Annotated in this window: 21 protein-coding genes and 1 pseudogene; 20 read left to right on the plus strand and 2 right to left on the minus strand. The window is 60.7% G+C overall.

What is annotated here, in order from left to right; all coding sequences use genetic code 11:
- Nucleotides 1-645: 645 nt before the first annotated feature.
- Nucleotides 646-1722 carry a phage portal protein gene (locus G7047_RS29250; RefSeq protein ID WP_166311772.1) on the minus strand — a complete coding sequence of 359 codons (1077 nt, stop codon included), beginning with the start codon at nt 1720-1722 and terminating at the stop codon, nt 646-648.
- Nucleotides 1723-1725: 3 nt separating this feature from the next.
- On the minus strand, nt 1726-3627 hold the full coding sequence (locus tag G7047_RS29255) for a terminase large subunit domain-containing protein (RefSeq protein WP_166306260.1): 1902 nt from the start codon (nt 3625-3627) through the stop codon (nt 1726-1728).
- Nucleotides 3628-3769: 142 nt separating this feature from the next.
- Here G7047_RS29255 and G7047_RS29260 point away from each other — a divergent pair, with 142 nt between their 5' ends.
- The 20 genes and pseudogenes from G7047_RS29260 to G7047_RS29365 all read left to right on the plus strand — a co-directional run bounded on the left by G7047_RS29260 (nt 3770) and on the right by G7047_RS29365 (nt 18179).
- Complete coding sequence (locus G7047_RS29260) at nt 3770-4603, plus strand: GPO family capsid scaffolding protein (RefSeq protein ID WP_166306257.1); 834 nt, start codon at nt 3770-3772, stop codon at nt 4601-4603.
- A gap of 76 nt (nt 4604-4679) precedes the next feature.
- Nucleotides 4680-5708, plus strand: coding sequence for a phage major capsid protein, P2 family (locus G7047_RS29265; protein ID WP_166306254.1), 1029 nt, complete (start codon nt 4680-4682; stop codon nt 5706-5708).
- A gap of 80 nt (nt 5709-5788) precedes the next feature.
- Nucleotides 5789-6487 carry a phage terminase small subunit gene (gene gpM / locus G7047_RS29270; protein ID WP_166306251.1) on the plus strand — a complete coding sequence of 233 codons (699 nt, stop codon included), beginning with the start codon at nt 5789-5791 and terminating at the stop codon, nt 6485-6487.
- A 127-nt stretch (nt 6488-6614) separates the two neighbouring features.
- Nucleotides 6615-7112: a head completion/stabilization protein gene (locus G7047_RS29275; RefSeq protein WP_166306248.1), complete on the plus strand. Its 498-nt coding sequence runs from the start codon at nt 6615-6617 to the stop codon at nt 7110-7112.
- The gene (locus G7047_RS31235) at nt 7109-7546 is read left to right on the plus strand and encodes a tail protein X (protein WP_240939315.1); all 438 of its coding nucleotides are present in this window, start codon (nt 7109-7111) and stop codon (nt 7544-7546) included. The genes G7047_RS29275 and G7047_RS31235 overlap by 4 nt, the downstream gene beginning before the upstream one ends.
- Nucleotides 7546-8085, plus strand: a complete 540-nt coding sequence (locus G7047_RS29290) for a lysozyme (RefSeq protein WP_166306239.1) — start codon at nt 7546-7548, stop codon at nt 8083-8085. Before G7047_RS31235 ends, G7047_RS29290 begins: the two co-directional genes overlap by 1 nt.
- Nucleotides 8082-8348 (plus strand): hypothetical protein, encoded by a 267-nt coding sequence (locus G7047_RS29295; RefSeq protein ID WP_166306236.1) that lies wholly within the window; start codon nt 8082-8084, stop codon nt 8346-8348. Before G7047_RS29290 ends, G7047_RS29295 begins: the two co-directional genes overlap by 4 nt.
- A 25-nt stretch (nt 8349-8373) precedes the next feature.
- A complete protein-coding gene (locus G7047_RS29300; protein ID WP_166311773.1) occupies nt 8374-8889 on the plus strand; it encodes a lysis system i-spanin subunit Rz in 516 nt (171 codons plus the stop codon).
- A 12-nt stretch (nt 8890-8901) separates the two neighbouring features.
- Nucleotides 8902-9429, plus strand: coding sequence for a phage tail protein (locus tag G7047_RS29305; RefSeq protein ID WP_166306230.1), 528 nt, complete (start codon nt 8902-8904; stop codon nt 9427-9429).
- 11 nt (nt 9430-9440) lie between these two features.
- Complete coding sequence (locus G7047_RS29310) at nt 9441-9914, plus strand: phage virion morphogenesis protein (protein ID WP_166306227.1); 474 nt, start codon at nt 9441-9443, stop codon at nt 9912-9914.
- 74 nt (nt 9915-9988) lie between these two features.
- A complete protein-coding gene (locus G7047_RS29315) occupies nt 9989-10663 on the plus strand; it encodes a phage baseplate assembly protein V (RefSeq protein WP_166306224.1) in 675 nt (224 codons plus the stop codon).
- Entirely contained in the window at nt 10660-11016 is a 357-nt protein-coding gene (locus G7047_RS29320) for a GPW/gp25 family protein (protein ID WP_371813834.1), read from the plus strand. Before G7047_RS29315 ends, G7047_RS29320 begins: the two co-directional genes overlap by 4 nt.
- The gene (locus G7047_RS29325) at nt 11013-11867 is read left to right on the plus strand and encodes a baseplate J/gp47 family protein (protein WP_205904689.1); all 855 of its coding nucleotides are present in this window, start codon (nt 11013-11015) and stop codon (nt 11865-11867) included. Before G7047_RS29320 ends, G7047_RS29325 begins: the two co-directional genes overlap by 4 nt.
- A complete protein-coding gene (locus G7047_RS29330) occupies nt 11864-12817 on the plus strand; it encodes a phage tail protein (protein WP_166306221.1) in 954 nt (317 codons plus the stop codon). The genes G7047_RS29325 and G7047_RS29330 overlap by 4 nt, the downstream gene beginning before the upstream one ends.
- 139 nt (nt 12818-12956) lie before the next feature.
- The gene (locus G7047_RS29335; protein WP_240939316.1) at nt 12957-13310 is read left to right on the plus strand and encodes a hypothetical protein; all 354 of its coding nucleotides are present in this window, start codon (nt 12957-12959) and stop codon (nt 13308-13310) included.
- 10 nt (nt 13311-13320) lie between these two features.
- Nucleotides 13321-15464 (plus strand): annotated as a pseudogene (locus tag G7047_RS29345) (DUF4815 domain-containing protein).
- Nucleotides 15454-16485 (plus strand): virulence-associated protein, encoded by a 1032-nt coding sequence (locus G7047_RS29350; protein WP_166306212.1) that lies wholly within the window; start codon nt 15454-15456, stop codon nt 16483-16485. Before G7047_RS29345 ends, G7047_RS29350 begins: the two are co-directional and overlap by 11 nt.
- A 10-nt stretch (nt 16486-16495) precedes the next feature.
- Nucleotides 16496-17437 (plus strand): tail fiber domain-containing protein, encoded by a 942-nt coding sequence (locus G7047_RS29355; protein ID WP_166306209.1) that lies wholly within the window; start codon nt 16496-16498, stop codon nt 17435-17437.
- Nucleotides 17434-17709, plus strand: coding sequence for a hypothetical protein (locus G7047_RS29360; RefSeq protein ID WP_166311776.1), 276 nt, complete (start codon nt 17434-17436; stop codon nt 17707-17709). The genes G7047_RS29355 and G7047_RS29360 overlap by 4 nt, the downstream gene beginning before the upstream one ends.
- Nucleotides 17710-17717: 8 nt before the next feature.
- Nucleotides 17718-18179, plus strand: a complete 462-nt coding sequence (locus G7047_RS29365) for a DUF4376 domain-containing protein (RefSeq protein ID WP_166311777.1) — start codon at nt 17718-17720, stop codon at nt 18177-18179.

An 18179-nucleotide genomic window follows, 5' to 3' on the forward strand; every position in this document is an offset into this window, starting at 1 on the left:
CATGGTGTTTCGGTTGCGCCGACATGGATCGTGAGATCCTTTGTGGATTCCATTGAAGGCGCTGCCGGTACCGCGAAGCTGACCGAATGGCAATTCGCAAGCTTCTTGTCTTGCTGTGTTGAATAAAACCTTGTTTATTCACGCTTGTTTTCTCGAGGAAATCTGGCGGAGGAGAGCAGGAGCCGCAAACATAGAAAGCAAGCCGTCTGTACACTTTTCCATGTCGTTATAGGCCATGGTATGGACCATCAAGAAATGACCGCGTGGCGACTCGATTTCGGGCCTTGTCGGTCATTTCTGCGAATGGGTGGATTCGAGGTGAGTGCCATATGCCAAAACCCGACGATTCCCGGCGCGAAAGAGTACCCCAAAACTGCGCGCGGCGCGTTGCTGGGCTTGGCTGGCTGGTAGATCGACAGGGCCGACAAAAGCGACCTATTTAGCGTGCCGGCGCGGCGGGGTCTCGTCGGCGCGCTTTCGGTCTTGATGGGGGTCCGGGCGGGCGGCAGGGCCGGGGCGAGGTGCGAGCGTGGGGCGTGGGCCTGCCACGCGGGCCGTGGCGGGCCTGCTGAGGGGTGGTGAGGGCGTGGGGTGGGTGAAAGAAAGCCCGCGCTAGGCGGGCTTGTGGGTGGCTTGCGGTGGCCGTCAGTTCGCGGCGGGTGCGTCGGTCAACTGGTACGGCTTGAACGTGCAGACCGTGCGCCCTGCCTGCGTGTTGATGGCGTGCGCCATGGTGGCCTGCAGCGGCGCTATCTCGTTGCGTGCGAACACCATCGCTGCTTTCTCCACGTCACCGAAGCCGCCGGTGCTGTTGGGTAGCATGCCCATAAGCTGGGGCGGCACGCGATGCGCTGCCAGTATGTCGTCGCGGCTGCAATTCTTGATGTTCAAGAAGTCGTCCTTCGCGGCCACTTCGCTGATGGGGATCAGTTGCACGCCATCCTTGGCGCCACCTGGCGCATAGTAGAAGACGTTGCGAAAGTTCCCTGCCCCCTTGGTGTTGGTCAGCTGCATGCGCAGCTTGTCAATGTCGTCTTGGTTCTGTGCCTCGTCGGTCACATACAAGATGAAGCCAGCGTGCGCACCATTGGCGAAGTATCGGCGGCGGAACAGCGTTGCGCTCTCATTGAGGATCGCGGATTGAAGCGCGCCAAGGTAAGGGGGGAGTCCGTAGACTTCTTGGTGCAGATCGGGCTCGCGGAGATGAACAATTGAGCCACGCTCGAATTCGTGCGGACTTTTCATGTCCGTGACAAAGAAGTTGCGATCTGGTTCAATGCCGCGCCGCATGTACTTGCCCAGGCATGGGAGCAATTCGAGCAGGCCGCCCAGCCGGTTGAATCGCTTTTCGAGATAGCCATTCCCTAGCACCAGATAGTCAAGCGCTAGCGCGCGGAATGTGTCGGCGCTCATCCACTGCGACGGCACAAACGTGCTGGTGAGCACATTCACCTTGAACCGCAGCGCGCTTTCGTGATGCGCGCCGATGCGCAGCAACCGAGCCAACGATGCCAGGCTAACCGGCGGCTCGTAGTAGTCGCCGTTTTCCATGCACTCGGCGTATTCGAGCAGGGCCGACCGGCCACCGATAACGGGCTCGGGGTCTCCAAGCTGGAAAGTGAACGACTCTGATTGGCCGCCGCGAGTGTTCGGACTGTCGGTGGGCTGCGGCGTAGCGTCGTTGGTGTGCTGCTTGCGATATTGGCGTTTGCGTTTTGGCATGGGTCAATCTGATACGGTGATGAAAGAGCGGCCGGTACTGGTGGCCATGTCGGTGCCTGCGTCCAATGGCTCATTGCTCAACGCATTGAGCAATGACCACCCGAGATCAGCGTGGCCCGTAGTCTTGCTGCGGCCTGCGGAGTAGGTGACGCTTCGGCCACTAGGTGTCAGTTCGCGCTTGATCGACATGAGGTGACTCATCAGCTCGCGTTTGTCTGCGTCGAATTCCAAGCGGCCGGACCTGATCACCTGCTGACCCTTGAGCACCAGCATGGTCTTGCTGTCTACGCTGTAGTTGATGCCGCGTGCGCGTGGGTAGAACTTGCGCACCAGCTCATGCACTGCAGCGCCGATGCCAGTGGTGTCGATGGTGATGTGCTCGACGTTGTAGCGTTGGGTCACCTTCTTGATGGCGTCCGCTTGGGCCTCGAAATCCGCGCCCTTGAATTGCAGTGTTTCGAGCACGCGAAACGAACCGCCTGTCTTCGCTGGTGGTGCGACGACGACAAGTCCAGCGCTGTCACCCGTTTGGCTGGGGTCGTAGCCAATCCAAACCGGCGCATATCCAAGAGGGCGCTGTGCGAACTGCTTGAAGTCCTTCCAGATTTCCCAGCTGTCCACCATGCAGGGCTGCAGATCGGACATGGGGAACACAGAGAACGAATCGTCGACAAACCCGCACATGAGCAGATTGGCGAATTCTTCATCCGAGTATTCGAGCTGCAACTCGGCCAGGTCGAATAGATCGCAGCCACCATTGAGCGCGTCAACGATGGTGACGATGTTGCGCCACATGCGATCCTCGCCGGTGAAGCCGGTAGCGAGTTTTGCATGTGTGATGTCCACCTCGATCTTTGATTTCTTCTTGAGGCGTTCGCCGCTCCAAAACGCATAGGCGGCATGCTGGATGCTGGAGGGTGTCGAGAAATACGTCTTGCGCCATTTCTTGTGCATGGCCATGCCGCTGGCCACCTTGTTGAGGCGCTCGAAATCGGTCGTCCAAAAGAACTCATCAAAATAGAAATTGCCGTGGTAGCCCTGCGCGGTGCGCGCGTTGCTGCCGAGGAAATACAGCGTTGCACCGTTGGCCAGCACGATGGGATCGCCCTTGAGTTCAACGCCGCACACATCGTAGACAAACGATGTGATGTACTGCTTGAAAATGTGCGCCTGCGACTTGCTGGCAGAGAGAAAAATCTGGTTGCGGCCTGTCTCTAGTGCGTCAATCAGGGCTTCGCGAGCAAAGTACCAAGTGGCGCCGATTTGTCGCGATTTCAGAATGCTGCGGGTGCGTTGCTGGCTGCTATGCCACCACTGCAACTGATACTTGAACAGGCTATCGAGGAACGCCGATTTCAGCTGTTCGATGTGCTCATCGGTAAGGAAATTTCTGGATGGCTGCTTTTTTGGCGCAGCGTTCCGCCGTTCGATGTTCGGATTCAGATCAACTTCACGCCCGGTCGTCTCATACTTGCCGATGCGCGCAAGGCGCTCAGCTTGTCGGCTGAGCAGGTCGATTTCCTTGAAGTCTCCACCCGTCTTCTGCTCTTTCATGATGAGGCAGACAAGGCGCGCTTCGAGCGTGCATTCCACGCGGTGCGTGGGCGTCGCATCGTTCCACTTCTCTGACTTAAGCCAGCCGTGCAAGGTGCCGCGTGGAATACCAAGGTGCTCGGAAATGTGCGACAGTTTCCAACCTTGCCAGTACAGCCCGCGTGCATCGCGTCGCTTGCCTGCGCCGCCGTAATTCACCGGACTGGTATCACCTTTGGGCAGGCCGTTGAATTGGCTTACCACCTGGTCGTGCAATGCGGCGGCTTGCCGGGCCATCGTTGTTTTGGATGGATTGGCCTTGATGCGTTGGGCTTTGGGCGCGGCGTTGTCCTGCGCGACTTGCTTTGTCATGCTTGCCAGTGTCTGTCGCGCGCGCGCGGAAATCGACAACGTAAAAATGTGATGTGCGCAGCCACAGTGCGCGCCAATTGCAGCGCATGAGCCATATGCGGAACATAGGCGGTGAATCAACTTTCATCACCGAGGGCCGCAAATGGCAAAGAAATTTTTCCGCGTAGCTGTTGAAGGCGCAACCATTGACGGCCGCTCCATCAAACGCGCATGGCTGACGCAAGCCGCCGCCAACTATGACCCTGAGGTATACGGCGCGCGTGTCTGGGTGGAGCACATGCGCAGCTATAGCGCGGACTCTCCTTTCAGTGCCCAGGGCGACGTGATCGAGCTGAAGGCCGAAGTGATCAAGGGCGGAAAGCTCGATGGAAAGATGGCTCTCTATGCCGCCATCGCTCCGCTCGATGACCTCGTGAAGCTCAACAAGCGCGGCAAGAAGGTGTATTCGTCCGCTGAAATCGTGCCCGAATTCGCGGACACGGGCGAGGCTTACATGACTGGTGTAGCCGTGACGGATGAGCCTGCAAGTCTCGGCACTGAAACGCTGAAATTCTCGGCGGAGAAAGACAAGAAGCGTTTTTCCAGTGGCTTCATCGCAACCGAGCTTGACTACGGTGATGAAGAAGAAGACGACGATGACGACGATGACACGCGGCCTGAACCAGCGGCCAAAAGGGCGAGCGTGCTCTCCAAGGTGCTGGGCAAGTTCCGCAAGCTGAACGGCCGCCAGGAAGACACCGAGAAGTTCAGCGCGCAGGCCGCCGAAGTGATGGAAGAAACAGCCGAATCGGTTGAGGACTTGCAGGGGCGCGTAGACAAGCTGGAGTCCGAAAACAAGGCTCTGAACAAGAAGTTCACCAAGCTGCAGGCGGCACTCGATGACCAAACCGAAAAGCTGAGCAAGCAGGACGGCAGCGGAACCAAGCGACCGGCCGCGACGGGATCGGAAACCAGCGACGCCGTGGCTGATTGCTGATCGAGAAGCCGATTAAAAGCCCACACCGCAGTACCGCATCCACCGAATCAAATCGATTTCCTTTAGGGACCAGACCATGAGAAACGAAACCCGCATCCTGCTCAATCAGTACCTTGAAAATCAGGCGCGACTGAACGGGATCAGCGACGCATCCGTGAAGTTCGCGGTCGAGCCGACTGTGCAGCAGCGACTCGAAGCCCGCATTCAGGAAAGCAGCGCATTCCTGAAATCCATCAACATCGTCCCAGTCGATGAAATGATGGGTGAAACGCTCGGCATTGGCGTCGATGGACCCATCGCGAGCCGCACTGATACGTCCGGCGCTGGCCGTCGTCAAACGCGCGATGTCAGCGCGATGAACGATCAGAAATATCTGTGCGCGCAGACCAACTATGACACGCATGTGCGCTATCCCAAGCTCGACATGTGGGCCAAGTTCGGAAACAAGTTCCAGCTGCTGCTGTCGCAGGCGATCCAGCAACGCTGCGCGCTCGACCGCATCATGATCGGATTCAACGGCACCAGTGTGGCGGTCACTACGAATCGCGCGGCAAATCCGCTGCTGCAGGACGTGAACAAGGGCTGGCTGCAGTACGTGCGTGAGAATGCCGCGCAGCGTGTTCTCGATGGCTCCAGCGGAACCAATGCGGCGGGCAAGGTGGTCGTGGGCACGGGCGCTGGCGCGGACTACGCCAATCTCGACGGGCTGGTCTACGACGTGGCCAACACGTTGTTGGAAACGTGGCATGTCGGGGCCGGTGATCTGGTGGCCATCGTGGGGCGCGGTCTGATGCATGACAAGCTGTTCCCGCTGGTTAATGATCAGAACGCACCGACAGAAATTCTGGCGGCCAGCATTGTTCGCAGTCAGAAGCGCTTGGGTGAACTGCAGGCCATCACCGTGCCATTTATGCCGGAGGGAAAGATTGCAATCACCAGCCTTAGCAATCTGTCCATCTACTGGCAGCAAGGTGGCCGCCGTCGCCACGTCAAGGAGGCGCCAGAGGCAGACCGCATCGAGACCTACGAAAGCAGCAATGACGCCTTCGTGGTGGAAGACCTGGGCAAGTTCGCGTTGATCGAGAACATCGAGCTGCAGGACTGAGCGACAACGCTGGCAAATAGCCCGCCCTAAAAAAGGGGCCGCTATTTGCCAGCTGCCACACAAACGCGGGGAACATCAACATGCGACAGACACCAGCGCAGCGCAGCTTTATGCACAAGAGCGCCGCACAGCAGCAGGCGCAGGCCGATGCTGCAAACGTCCACGGCGAAACGGTGGGCGAAGCCTTCGAGCTGATGATGATGCAGCTTCGGCAGCACCGCAGTGATCTCAAGGAAATCAAGTCCATCGAAATGAAGGTGGATGCCAAGCGCAAGCTACTTCCGCTGTATGACGCCTATGTCGATGGCGTGTTGCAGTCGCGGCCAGGCACTCAAGATCAGGTGATTGCATATGCCATGGTCTGGAGTCTGGACGCGGGCCTTTATGCGCGCGGCATCGACATCGCCGAGTACATGCTGGCCGCTGGTGTCAATCCGCCAGACGACTACAGGCGCAACGTGGCCACGATCCTGCAGGACGAAATTTCCACCGCCGTGTGTGACGGGAAGCTGGTGGGCGATGAGGCACTGCAGACCGTCCGGCGCGTCATGGAAATGACCAGTGCAGCCGACACGCCAGACCAGCCGAAGGCACGCCTGTGCAAGGCCGCTGGCTGGGCGCTGGTGGGCAAGACCAGTACCAGCGATGCGGACATTGCCAGCCTCTCGCCAGAGGTGTGCGAGCAGGCATTGCCATACCTGCAGCGAGCCATCGAGCTGGACAAGCTCGTGGGCGTGAAAAAAGACATTGAGCGATTGGAGCGTCGGGTCAAGAAATAGCCCGAGCCAGTTGCTCGAAACCGAGCGTACCCCGCGCCGTGGCGGCCCCTGGGCAAAGCAGCATTGATTTGCATATGCCGAAGCCCAGGGCCACCGCCACACCTACACCGATCCGGAAGAAGGCCCCATGTCATTCGTTGCACCGCATGTGAATCCACCGCTCAAGCAGGAAGAGGGCGTGGTGATGAATGACGGCTTTTTCCCGGACATCGATTGCGAGCGTCTGCGGGCCGACTCGCGCATTGAATCCACCGTGACCACGCCGCGAATGCGTGAGGCCATAGAGGCCGCCATTTGGGCCATCAACGCCGAGTTGCGGGACTGGCGCGAGCTGCAGGAATCGCAGGGCTACGCGACGTTGGGCGACGTGCCTGCCGCCACTATCGGAACTGGTGCCGAACGCGAGAGCGTGCGCCTCAAGCAATACCGCCACGCCATCAAGTGGCACGTGTTGGCCGAAACCGCCGAGGTGGCGCGCGACATGGCCACGCTGCCGCAGGGTGCGGGCAAGGAGGCCCGGGTAACAAGCGGGGTCGAGGTGCGCGTCTCCGGTTTCAACCAGAGATTGCGCTTTGCCATTGCCGATCTGCAAAGCCGCTCGCGCGTGATCGCGGAATTGATATGAGCGCCGTCACCAGCAACCAGAGCGCCACGGTCCGTGCACATCAGCACGAGGTGCTTGATGCACTGATGTGGCGCACGCTGGGAAAAACGGCGGGCAATCTTGAGGCCACGCTCGAAGCCAATCCGGGCTTGGCAAAGATCGCGACCGATCTGCCGGAGGGCATCCCGTGCGGGTGGTGGAGTCGGCCGAGCCGGTGCAAGAGCGGGTTTATCTGTGGGACTGAGAACATGAGCAAAGAAATGATCAGAGATATCGCAGTTGAAAGCGCCAAGGCATCGCCGCCCGTTGCCGTGGTCACCACATCGGTGGCGCAAGGCTGGTCGATCAATGCAACGGTCGGAACACTGACCATCGTTTATCTGCTGTTGCAAATCGGGTGGTTGCTGTACCGCTGGCGCAAGGCCGCGCAGGGCACGCCGGTGAAGGGCGAGTAATGGAGCAGGCACGGCAATCGGTTGTTCGCGTGATCGTCACGGCGCTCACGCTGTCGGCGGCCGGGTTCGGTACGTGGAAGGCGAACGAGGGGTTCGGTGCGAACCCATACATCCCGACCAAGGGCGATGTGCCAACGATTGGCCACGGCTCCACGCGCTATGAAGATGGCACGCCCGTGCGCATGACAGATCCGCCGATCACGCGAGAGCGTGCGTCCCAGCTTGCGCGCGGACTTGCGGCCGAGGATGAAAAGCGCCTTATCAAGTCGTTGCCGGACGTGGTTCTGTTGCAGGGCGAGTTCGATCTCTACATGGATTTTCTCGGCCAGTTTGGCTATGGCAACTGGACCAAGCCGCAAAGCCCGCGCACATGGTTGCTGCGTGGTGACTACGTCGGCGCGTGCCAGGCGTTAGAGGCTTGGCGTTTTCAGGCAGGCCGTGATTGCCGCCTGCCGGTCAACTGGGGGCCGCAAGGCTGTAGAGGTGTTTGGCTTCGGCAAGAGCGCCGCATTGCGGCATGTATGGAGATGCAGAAATGAAACGCATACTTTTACTCATTGCAATCGCTGTCGCGCTGATCGGCATGTCGGGATGCACTGTGGTCCCGGCGCAGTCAGCGGCCAGCGGCTGCAGGCTGTTGAATATCGCGCTTGACGAAGCGGACATGGCCTCTGCATGGTACGAGGAGGCGGGTGATGTGCTGGAAGAGTGCGGAATGACAGACGCGCGCGAGCGTGCCGCGTTCAAGGCATGTTTGAAAGACCTGCAGGATGAGGGCACCCGTGCTTGCTATGACATGTAAACCAAGGCAGCGCGGCACGCTCGATGTGACCATCATCCTTTGCGCGTGCCTTGCGCTCGCGGCGTGGGCGTTCTACGCATGGGCAGAGGGGCAGGGCTATGACCGCGCCATGGTGGCGGCGGGGAAAAAAGAGAAAGCGCAGGACGCGGCCAATGAAACGGAACGCCAGCGCCAGATCCGCGAGGTCGACGACAGCCAGAAACGTCATCGCGATGAAAAAGACCTGTTGACCAAGCAACTGAACGAGGCCAAAGAAAATGCAAAAATTTCGCAGATCGAGCGTGATCGCGCTTTGCGCGCTGGCACTCAGCGCGTGTCAATCAGGGCCGCCGCTTGTGTGCCCGCCGTCATACCAACTGGCAACACCGCCCAGTCTGGAGCCGCTGGGACTCAAGAAGCGCGCGCCGAACTTGTCGGAGCGGATGCTGTTGAAATTTTCGGCATCACCGACGACGGAGACGACGCAATCCGAGATCTCAATTTCTGTATCGACCGATACAACGGGCCGCCGCAGAGGTCGAGCGCTACAAAGCCAGATTGAAGGGGGTGCAACATGTGGAAGTTGCAGAGCCTGCGAGCGCTCATTGAGTCGGCAAACCCCGACCTCGTGCGTGATCCGCAAAACCTCATCGTGCTGGCGCACGAAGGGCGCACGGTGTCCACGTTGGCGGGCGGGCTCTCGTTCGAGTACGAATACACCATCGAAATCACGGTGCTGAACTACGTTGGCCACACGGATGCGCTGTTTGTGCCGTTGCTGGCTTGGGTGCGGGTGCATCAATCCGAGCTGCTGGACAATCCGAAGACTCAGGCCAAGGGTCTGGAGTTCAATGTGGAATTGCTGGAGTTGTCGAGCTGTGACATTGCCATTCGCGTGCCTGTCACCGAGCGGGTGGTGGTCAAGGCCGACGAAGATCACCCAACGCGACTGATTGCCGAGCACCCGCCAGAACCGGGTGTGCCAGGCATGGCGGGCATGGCTGAACGATGGGAGCTATACCTAAAGGACCAGTTGCTGGCGCAATGGGATATGGAGATCCCGCCAGAGCGCGCGCGCTTCGAGTCGCTGCGCTTCTTCTGATGGTCTGAACAATGGCCGACTTCAAAGCGCTCGAAACGTGGGCCGAGAGCATGCTGCAGAAGCTGCAGCCGAGCCAGCGCCGCCGCATTACGGTAGACGTCGCCCGCAAGCTGCGCGCCGCCAACGCCGCGCGCATGGCTGCGCAGACCGACCCGGACGGAAACCGCTGGGAGCCGCGCAAACCACCAGCATCCACAATGCGTAGCAAGGCCGGTCGCATCCGGCAGGCGGCCAAGCAAAAGCTGCCACTCTTTGCCAAGATGAGGGCGGCCAAGAATTTGAAGGCGCGCGGCTCGCCTGAGTCCGCGCTGGTCGAGATCGTGAGCCGTGCCCAGCGAATCGCGCGCGTTCATCACTTCGGTGAAACCGACAACGTCAACCCGCACGGCCCGGCCTATCGATACCCAGCACGCGAGCTGGTGGGCATCAGCGATGCTGACACCGATCTGATTCGCGACGTGCTGCTGCAGCATCTGGCCAGCTAGTCCGCAATATGTGATGTGCGCAGCCACAGCCCGCCGCGCTGGCCTTCACGCGCGCGCGGCGGCAAAGTGGGTGCATGTCGCAAACACCGCAGCAAAACACACCGCAGGAACAGGCCCGCAAGCTGGAAAACATTGCTGGCCTCGGCGTGGTGCATGCCGTGAATCTTCGGGCCGCGCGCTGCCGCGTGCAGATGGGCGAGAACATCACCGACTGGTTGCAATGGTTCTCCGGCCGCGCAGCTGGCAAGGATGGTTCGCATTGGTGGCCGCCGGTTGTCGGTGAGCAATGTCTGGTGATCGCACCGGGCGGTGACCTGCTGCAGGGCGTTGTGCTGCTCGGCTTCTACTCCGACGCCAACGCCGCACCCAGCAACAAGAAGGCCGTGGAGCACACGCGCTGGTCTGAAAAAGACTATTCCGAATACGCGCCCGAGGCGCACATCACGCACCACGAAAAGAAGTTGCGCACTGAGGTTTCGAACACCTGCAGCGCCACCATGGAGCCGCAAGAGTTCCGCATGGATGTGGGAGACGGCTGCAGCATCACGATGAAGCCGAACCAGATCACCCTGCAGGCCGGGGCGGCCACGCTGCAGATCGGCCCGGCCACTGTTACGTCCAATGTGGATGTGATCGCTGCAGGCATTAGTTTGATGACGCACGTTCACACCGAAGTCACCAAGGGTGTGATGCTGTCCGGCGTGCCTGCTGGCGCAGGTGGCGCCATACCCGGAGGGCTTGCGCCATGATGAACCGCACCACCGGCCAGCGCATCAACATGCTCGAACATGTGCGCCAGAGCATCACCGACATCCTGAGCACTCCGATCGGTAGCCGCGTCATGCGCCGCACCTACGGCAGTCTTGTCCCCGCGCTGATCGACCAGCCCGACAACCTCGCAACCCAAACACGCGTGTTTTCCGCTGTGGCCTCGGCGCTGATGCGTTGGGAACCACGTATCAAGGTCTCGAAGATGTCGCTCACGCGAGATGCCGACGTGCCAGGTCGCGCCACGCTCAATATCGATTGCGCCTACACCGGGCAATTCGGCCGGGACTCGTCGCTTTCGTTGTCCGTGCCGTTGACTGGGGGAACTGCGTGATTGATCTGCAGACACTCGCACCGCCGAGCGTGGTCGAAACGCTGGCGTTTGAAACCATCCTCGCGCAGGGCAAGGCAGATTTCGCGGATCGCATGCGGCCGCACCTGCCTGGCATTGATGACATCCTGAAACTTGAGTCTGACCCGGTGGTCAAGCTGCTGGAATCGTTCGCATTGCGCGAACTGCTTTTCCGGGCTCGGGTCAATGACGCGTCGCGCGCGCACCTGCTGGCGTTTGCCTCGGGTGCTGATCTGGACCAGCTGGCCGCCATGTTTGGCGTCGAGCGTATGGCCGACGAGTCGGATGATCGATTCCGGGTGCGCCTGCAACTGCGCATCGCCGCGATGGGCGCGCAGGGAACGCGTGAGTATTACGAATACAAGGCGCTGACCGCCTCGCCATTGGTGCGAGCGGTACGCGCCACGCAAAGCGCGCCGGGCAAAGTGCTGGTGATGCTGTGGGTGGTGGATGCCGCGCAGGCACAGGCCGTGCGCGAGCTGGTCAATTCCGCACTCAATGCGGATGACGCCCGCATGCTTGGCGTCGTGCTCACCGTGGCCGTGGCTGAGCCGCACGTCATCAACATCACCGCGCGCATCACGCGCACCAGCAGCGCGCCGGGCAACCTGCCGCAGCTGATGCGCCAGCGTCTGGCCGCAGCGTTTGCCGACATGGGCATTCTGGCGGGCACGGTGGCGCGCAGCTACATCACCACGCTGCTGCACGTCGATGGCGTGCATGCCGTGGAGTTCCCCGACGATGCAGCGCCAGCGGTCACCACCACCATTGCGGCCGGTGAATATCCGGCGCTGGGCGTAGTGCAATTGATTGATGCCGGGGTGGTGGCATGACGACGACGCCGCGCACCATCCTGCCGCCGTCATCCACCACGCTGGAGCGAGTGATTGACACCACGTTTCCGCGTGGCTGGGGCGCAATGGCCGATGGCATCGAGCCTGCCGCAGTGCTGGCCAATGACAGTTTTTTGCCGTGGGTCGCGCAGCAGTGGCAGATCAGCCGATTTGATCGCTACTTTGACGACACGCGTGAGCTGATCGCGCAGGGCCTGCCGTGGTTGCGCGAGCGCGGCACCGCTGCTGGTGTACGCCGCGTGCTGTCGTGGCTCGGATACACCAGCGTCACGCTCGACGAGGACGGCGCGCGCTTGCACATCAATCCGGGGCGTGAGGTCAGCAATGCCGACATTGCCCGGATGGCCTATGCCGTGCGCAACACGATCCCGCTGCATGTGTCGTTTTACCGGGTGTTCTATCGCTATGACCTGCGCATGCTGCGTTGGGACAACCGGCCGTTGTGGGATGCAGCGATCTGGGACAACGTGAGCGGTGCGCCTGTGGATGTGGGCGACGACGGCGGTGTGGTCATTGGTAGCCAAGCGGTATTTCAGCAGTCCATTTGCAACCCGCCCAAGCTGGAGCCGCTGCAGTGCGCAAGCGAATTCACCTACATCAGTCAGATGCGAAGGCCTGATGTGATGCGGTGGGACGTTTCGCGCTGGGACGGCGCGGTACATCGCACTACCGTGGGCGTATTGCACTGGTTCACATGCTCGATGGTGCAGCCGTATCAAGCGCAGCAGCCGCAAAACACTCACTTCGAGGGGATGGCGAGCCAGTGTGATAGCGCGCGCACGGCGCATCAGGTGGCGGGTGCGGAAGTCACATTTTCGGGCGAATGCACGCCGCGTGTTGTGGGTGATCGCAAATGGCGGGGGCGGTGGGACTCAACGCCTTGGCGCGTTCAAAACATTCAGAGTAACTATTACGAAACAACGGAGTGAAGAGCATGCAAGTGCTGCAACAAAACGGACGCAAGATGTTGGCCAAAGCCATGATGGCCATGACGGTGCATGTAGCGTTGGGCGTGGTGATGGCGTGTGGAACGATCCACCGGCCACGCCTTCCGACAGGGCGGCGCTCATGGATGAAATCGGGCGACGTCTTGCCACCGAGGTGGCCTACGTGGTGCCCGCCACCGAAATTGATGGTGACATTGAGTTGCCCGGAAAGATTTTCTACAAGCGCGTCGCTGAGCCATCCCAGTTTCTTTTCGTTCGCGCTACGTTCGGATTTGATGACGCAGTGGGCGAGTCTGTTCGCGAGATGGGCGTCTTCTTTGGCACGCAAATCGCTGCCGGTGTGCCTGCGGGTCAGCGATACCTCTCGCCAGATCAGATCGCAGATGCTGGGGAAATCTGGTCAATGGAATTCCGGGCGCGCATGGTGCGCGACGGCGGAACCAAGGGCAATGAAGAAATCGTAATCCCGCTATGAGGGCCTGAATATGACGATTTACAACGGATTCGATGCGGCCAAGGGCTATACCAAAGTGCTGGTGCATGCGGACCGCGTGGCGGGATCCGCCGAGCAGAACGAAGCGCAGTCCATCATCGATCACCGAATCACCCGCATTGCAGACGTGCTGTTTGCCGACGGTGATATCACCGAGGGCGCGCGCTGCACGGTCAATGCCGAAACCGGCGAGTGCTCGATGGAGGCGGGCGGCATCTACATTTCGGGCGCGGTGCATGATCTGGCTGCAGCATCGCTGCAGGTGCCGTCGTCGGGCTGGTTTATGTGGGCGTGCTCTACCGTGAGCGCGTGGTCACGGCGGTGGATGATCCAACGTTGTACAACCGCGCAGCCGGTGCGGCCGGGTATGGTGAGCTTGGTGCGGACCGCTTGCAGGTGTCCACCGCGTGGGGCGTGCAGGGCGATGGCCAGCCGGGCAATTTCTATCCAGTATGGACCATCCGCGACGGCGTGGTGACGCCTCGCGAGCCAGCGCCAACGATGAACGCCACCACCCAGGCTATCGAACGTTACGACCGAGACAGCACGGGTGGCAGCTACGTGGTGCGCGGGCTGGTCACCATTCAGTCGGACGATGATGAACAAGGGCGGCAGGTGTTCGCTGTCACGGCGGGCGCGGCGCGCATCAGTGGCCGCGCCGTCGAGCAGCCGGTGGACCGCCGTGTGGTGTTTGCGGCCGTGCCAGATGTCGAGCTGATCAGCGGTGAGCCGCACAACGTGGACACGGCCGGGTTGTTGCATGTGCAGTTCGACCGCTGGCCGGTGCTGCAGCCTGCCAAGGTCAAGATTCCGCGCAACCGTGTGGCGCAGATCTCGCACGGCCCGTTTCTGGGTGCTGCTGATCCGTTGCCAGAAAACAGCGTGTACAAGATCAACAGCGTGAAGCAAGGCGGAACCACTTACCAAAAGGACGTGGATTACAAGCTGACCGCCGGGCAGGTCGATTGGAGTCCGGACGGAGCGGAAGTGGTGCCGGGCAGTGAGTACACGGTGGATTTCGACTACATCAGCACAGAGGACGTGCTGAACCAGACGCCGCGCGGATTTGACGTGCAGGGCGGCGTGCCGCAGACCGTCTTGCAGGTGGACTATGCCTATGCGATGAAGCGCATCGACCGAATCGTGATGAACGGTGCGGGCGAGCTGGACATCATCAAGGGCATCCCGGCCACATGGCAACCCGTAGATCCGGACGTACCGGGCGGCGTGCTGGCGTTGGCGAGCGTCGTGCAGACGTGGGATGCAGACACGCGCCGCACTGTGGCCGACGCCGTGCGCACGGTGCAGATGGACACGCTGGTGTCGTATGCAACCCGCATGGATGACATCGAGCTGGATCTGGCAGAGCTGCGGCTGGCCACGGACGTGGCGGGTCGATACAGCGGCCTGAAAAAGGGCTACTTCGCCGATCCGATGATGGACAACACCATGCGAGATCAGGGGCGTGAGCAGACGGCCATGGTGTCGGGGCAAGCGCTGCAGCTCTATGAATTTGAGGGTGCATTTTTGATGGGCGACGGTGTCACGGCCTATGGGCTCGCATATGACTTTGTCGCGGCTGTATCCCAGCTGAGTTTCAGTCGAGCGATGGCCATCAATCCAAGCGGGGCGGCGGGGCAGCTTCCGGCAACCATTGCGCTGCAGCCTGCCGTGGATCGGTGGGAGGCACCATATCCGCAGGCGTATCCATTGGCCATTGATCGCAATGCCAGCAGGTACACCATTCAATCGGCCTTCGATGAGCTGTACGACAAATCGACCATCGACGTGAGCAACGTCCATATGCGTCAGATCGAGGTCACATTCAGTCTGTCCGGCTTCCGCCCGCTGGAGCCGTTGGCGAGCGTGGCTTTTGATGGCGTGCCGGTGGCGGTGACACCGGTAGCTGGTGGCTCTCTGATCGCCAACGCGCGCGGCGAGGTCTACGGTGCGTTTACCGTGCCTGCCAATATTTCCATTGGCATGAAGGCAGTGGAATTCGTGGGCGAGAACGGTAGCAAGGGCTCGGCCAATTATTTGGGCGGTGCTGTGCTGACCTTGAAAACATACGGTCGCTGGTCAACCATGTACGGCGGCTACGGAGCAGGATCTGGAGTGGTGACCTATGTCATTTGATTCAATTGTCCAAATCATCACGCCCACGGCGGTGATGCAGTGCGCGGGCGCAAACCTGTTTTTTGCGGCCGCTGGTGGTGACGTGCTGGTGTCCATGTGCATGCTCGATGAAAACGGGCAGCTCGGCAACGTGATGGCACGTGCGCGCCTCGGCGTGCAGGCCATCAAGACAAATGGCGAGGCTACGCGCTGCCTGTGGGATGCTCCAGTGCTGGTGTCCGCCAATGTGCCGCTGGCCTTGGTGGTCGATGCATCCGACACCATCACGTCGGTACATGTGGGGCAGTACGGCGAACAGAACCAGACCGGCGGCTGGGTGACTGCGCCGCAGGCCACCATCGGCACCTACTGGCAAACCAACGCATCGGGCATCACCACGCGTTACGCCAATCGAATGCTTCGCTTCGAGCTGTTGGCGGTGCGGTACACCGAGCAGAACAAGACGCTGATCATTGGTTCGCAAGCCGTTGTCAATGCAACCAGCCTGATGGTCAACGCAGGGGCGCAGCAGCCTGCCAGTGATGCACGCATCACCTACAAGCTGGAGTTGCTGACTCAGGCCGGTGCCGTGGTGCGATCGATGGATGTCGATTCCGGCCAGACCGTGCAGTTGAGCGAGCCGCACACCGGAACGGCACGGCTCAGCGCCACCATGCGCGTGGGTGCAAGTGGCTTGGGCGCGGTACTGGAGCCCGGCACCGTACTGGCCGTGGGGAGCTTGCTGGAGTCGGGTACTTACATCACGCCCGCCATCGCATCATCAGGCGGCACGGATCTGCGCGTCATCTTCGAGGGCGATATTCCGGGCGGATCCGGCGTGATGGTGGAAGCGCAGCTCAACGACGCGGGCGCATGGGTGGCCGTGCCGTGGGAGAGCAGTAGCGCGCAGACCGCAGGTGTGATTGAGCTTCATCATCGAAAACAAGCCATCAATGCGCAATCGCTGCGCCTGCGACTGACGCTAAGCGGTACTACCACGGCCCGGCCCAAGGTGCGCAATCTGCGCGCGGTGATTCTGTAAGGGGTGACACATGGCCAACGAAATCACAGGGCACTACGGCTTGCCGCTGCCGGACCCTGCGGCATTCCTTGAATATGACGTTTTCAAGCTGCGCGATGCCATCTCGGGCATTGACAGCCTGATGCACCAGGCCGCGCTGAATTTGGCACAGCGTGCGCAGGAGTTGGATGCGTTGATCGAGCAGAGGGCGAACGCGCTTGCGCAGTCCAAGCTCGATGTGACGGCGACGGTGGGTGTCGAAAATGGCGGAACCGGTGCCAAAACGGTGTCCGGGGCTCGGGCCATTCTGAGTGTTCCATCGCGCACCGGCAGTGATGCGTCCGGTAACTGGCCAATCAACATCACCGGGAGTGCTGCCAGTGCGACCGATCCAAACGCCATGCCGAAGGCTGGTGGCGCTTTCACTGGGTCGATCACTACGGCGAGCAACGTGGGGGCAGTCACGGGCGCGGGTGGTTCGAAGTTGCAGGCAATGGGCGACGCATCCAACGCGGCGATGATCTCTTTTCATCGGGCTAGCGCCTATGCGATCAACTTTGGTTTGGACACTGACAACGCGATCCGCATCGGCGGATGGTCTCAGGGCACAGGCGTTGCACGGTGGACGCTGGACGCCAGCGGAAACATGACGTCGAGCAGCAACGTGACGGCGTACTCGGATGCGCGCCTGAAAACAAATGTCGTCCCTGTGCTCAACGCGTTGGCGCGCATCAGGGATTTGCGCGGCGTCTACTTCACTCGCATTGACGATCCGGCGAAGGCTCGGCAGATGGGTGTAATCGCGCAGGAGGTGCGCGAGGTGTTTCCAGAGGTGGTGCTGGAGAGCAAGCCATGCGCAGACAGCGAGGCCACCATTCTGACGGTGGCCTATGGAAATCTTGTCGCGCCGCTGATTGAGGCCGTGAAGGAACTGGACCGGGAAGTCCAGGCATTGAAAGGGGCGCGGGCATGAGCACGCTGACATACACACCGTTGCGCGTTGTGGAACACCTTGAAAAGGTCGAGGTGGTTTTTCGTCATTCCGATTTGCCGAAGGCCTTTGCGCAAATGCTTGTCTCGTTGCCGATCTGTGCGGATGGGAAGTGCCTCGAAGGCGTGGAGCTGGACGCGGGATACTGGATCAAGCACCGCCGCGCGAATGGTTTGAAGCGCAAGAGAGGCGACTGGAAGGCACGCAGATCGTACAGACGCTACCGGCCGCATTCCGCGCAGTCGCCCCGGTGATTGCGCCGATGCGCTCCCCTGAATGGTTTGAGGACGTGCAGGTGGGTGAGCCGAGTTTGATCGATGGGAAATGGGTGCGGCAATCACACATCATGGATCTGCGTTCGCCGCAGAATCTGCAGCAGCTGAAAGAGCGTATGAAGGCCGAGATTGCCCGCGTACGGTACGACAAGGAAACCGGAGGCATCACCGTGGGCGGGGCGCGCGTGCTCACGGATCGTGAATCGCAATCCACCATCACCGGGGCGCATTCGCACGCCTTGGCCGACCCGGAAACCATGATCGAGTGGAAGGCTGAAAACGGCTTTGTTACGCTGGGTGCTGCTGAAATCATGCAGTTCGGAACAGCTGTTTTTCGTCACGTTCAATCGTGTTTCGCGCGTGAGCGGGTGCTGCGCGAGCAGGTCGATGTGACCGGCAACATTCCGGCCCTCATGGCGATTGATTTCCAATCTGGATGGGGCGTTTGA

Source organism: Diaphorobacter sp. HDW4A (assembly GCF_011305995.1).
GTDB lineage: Bacteria > Pseudomonadota > Gammaproteobacteria > Burkholderiales > Burkholderiaceae_C > Diaphorobacter_A.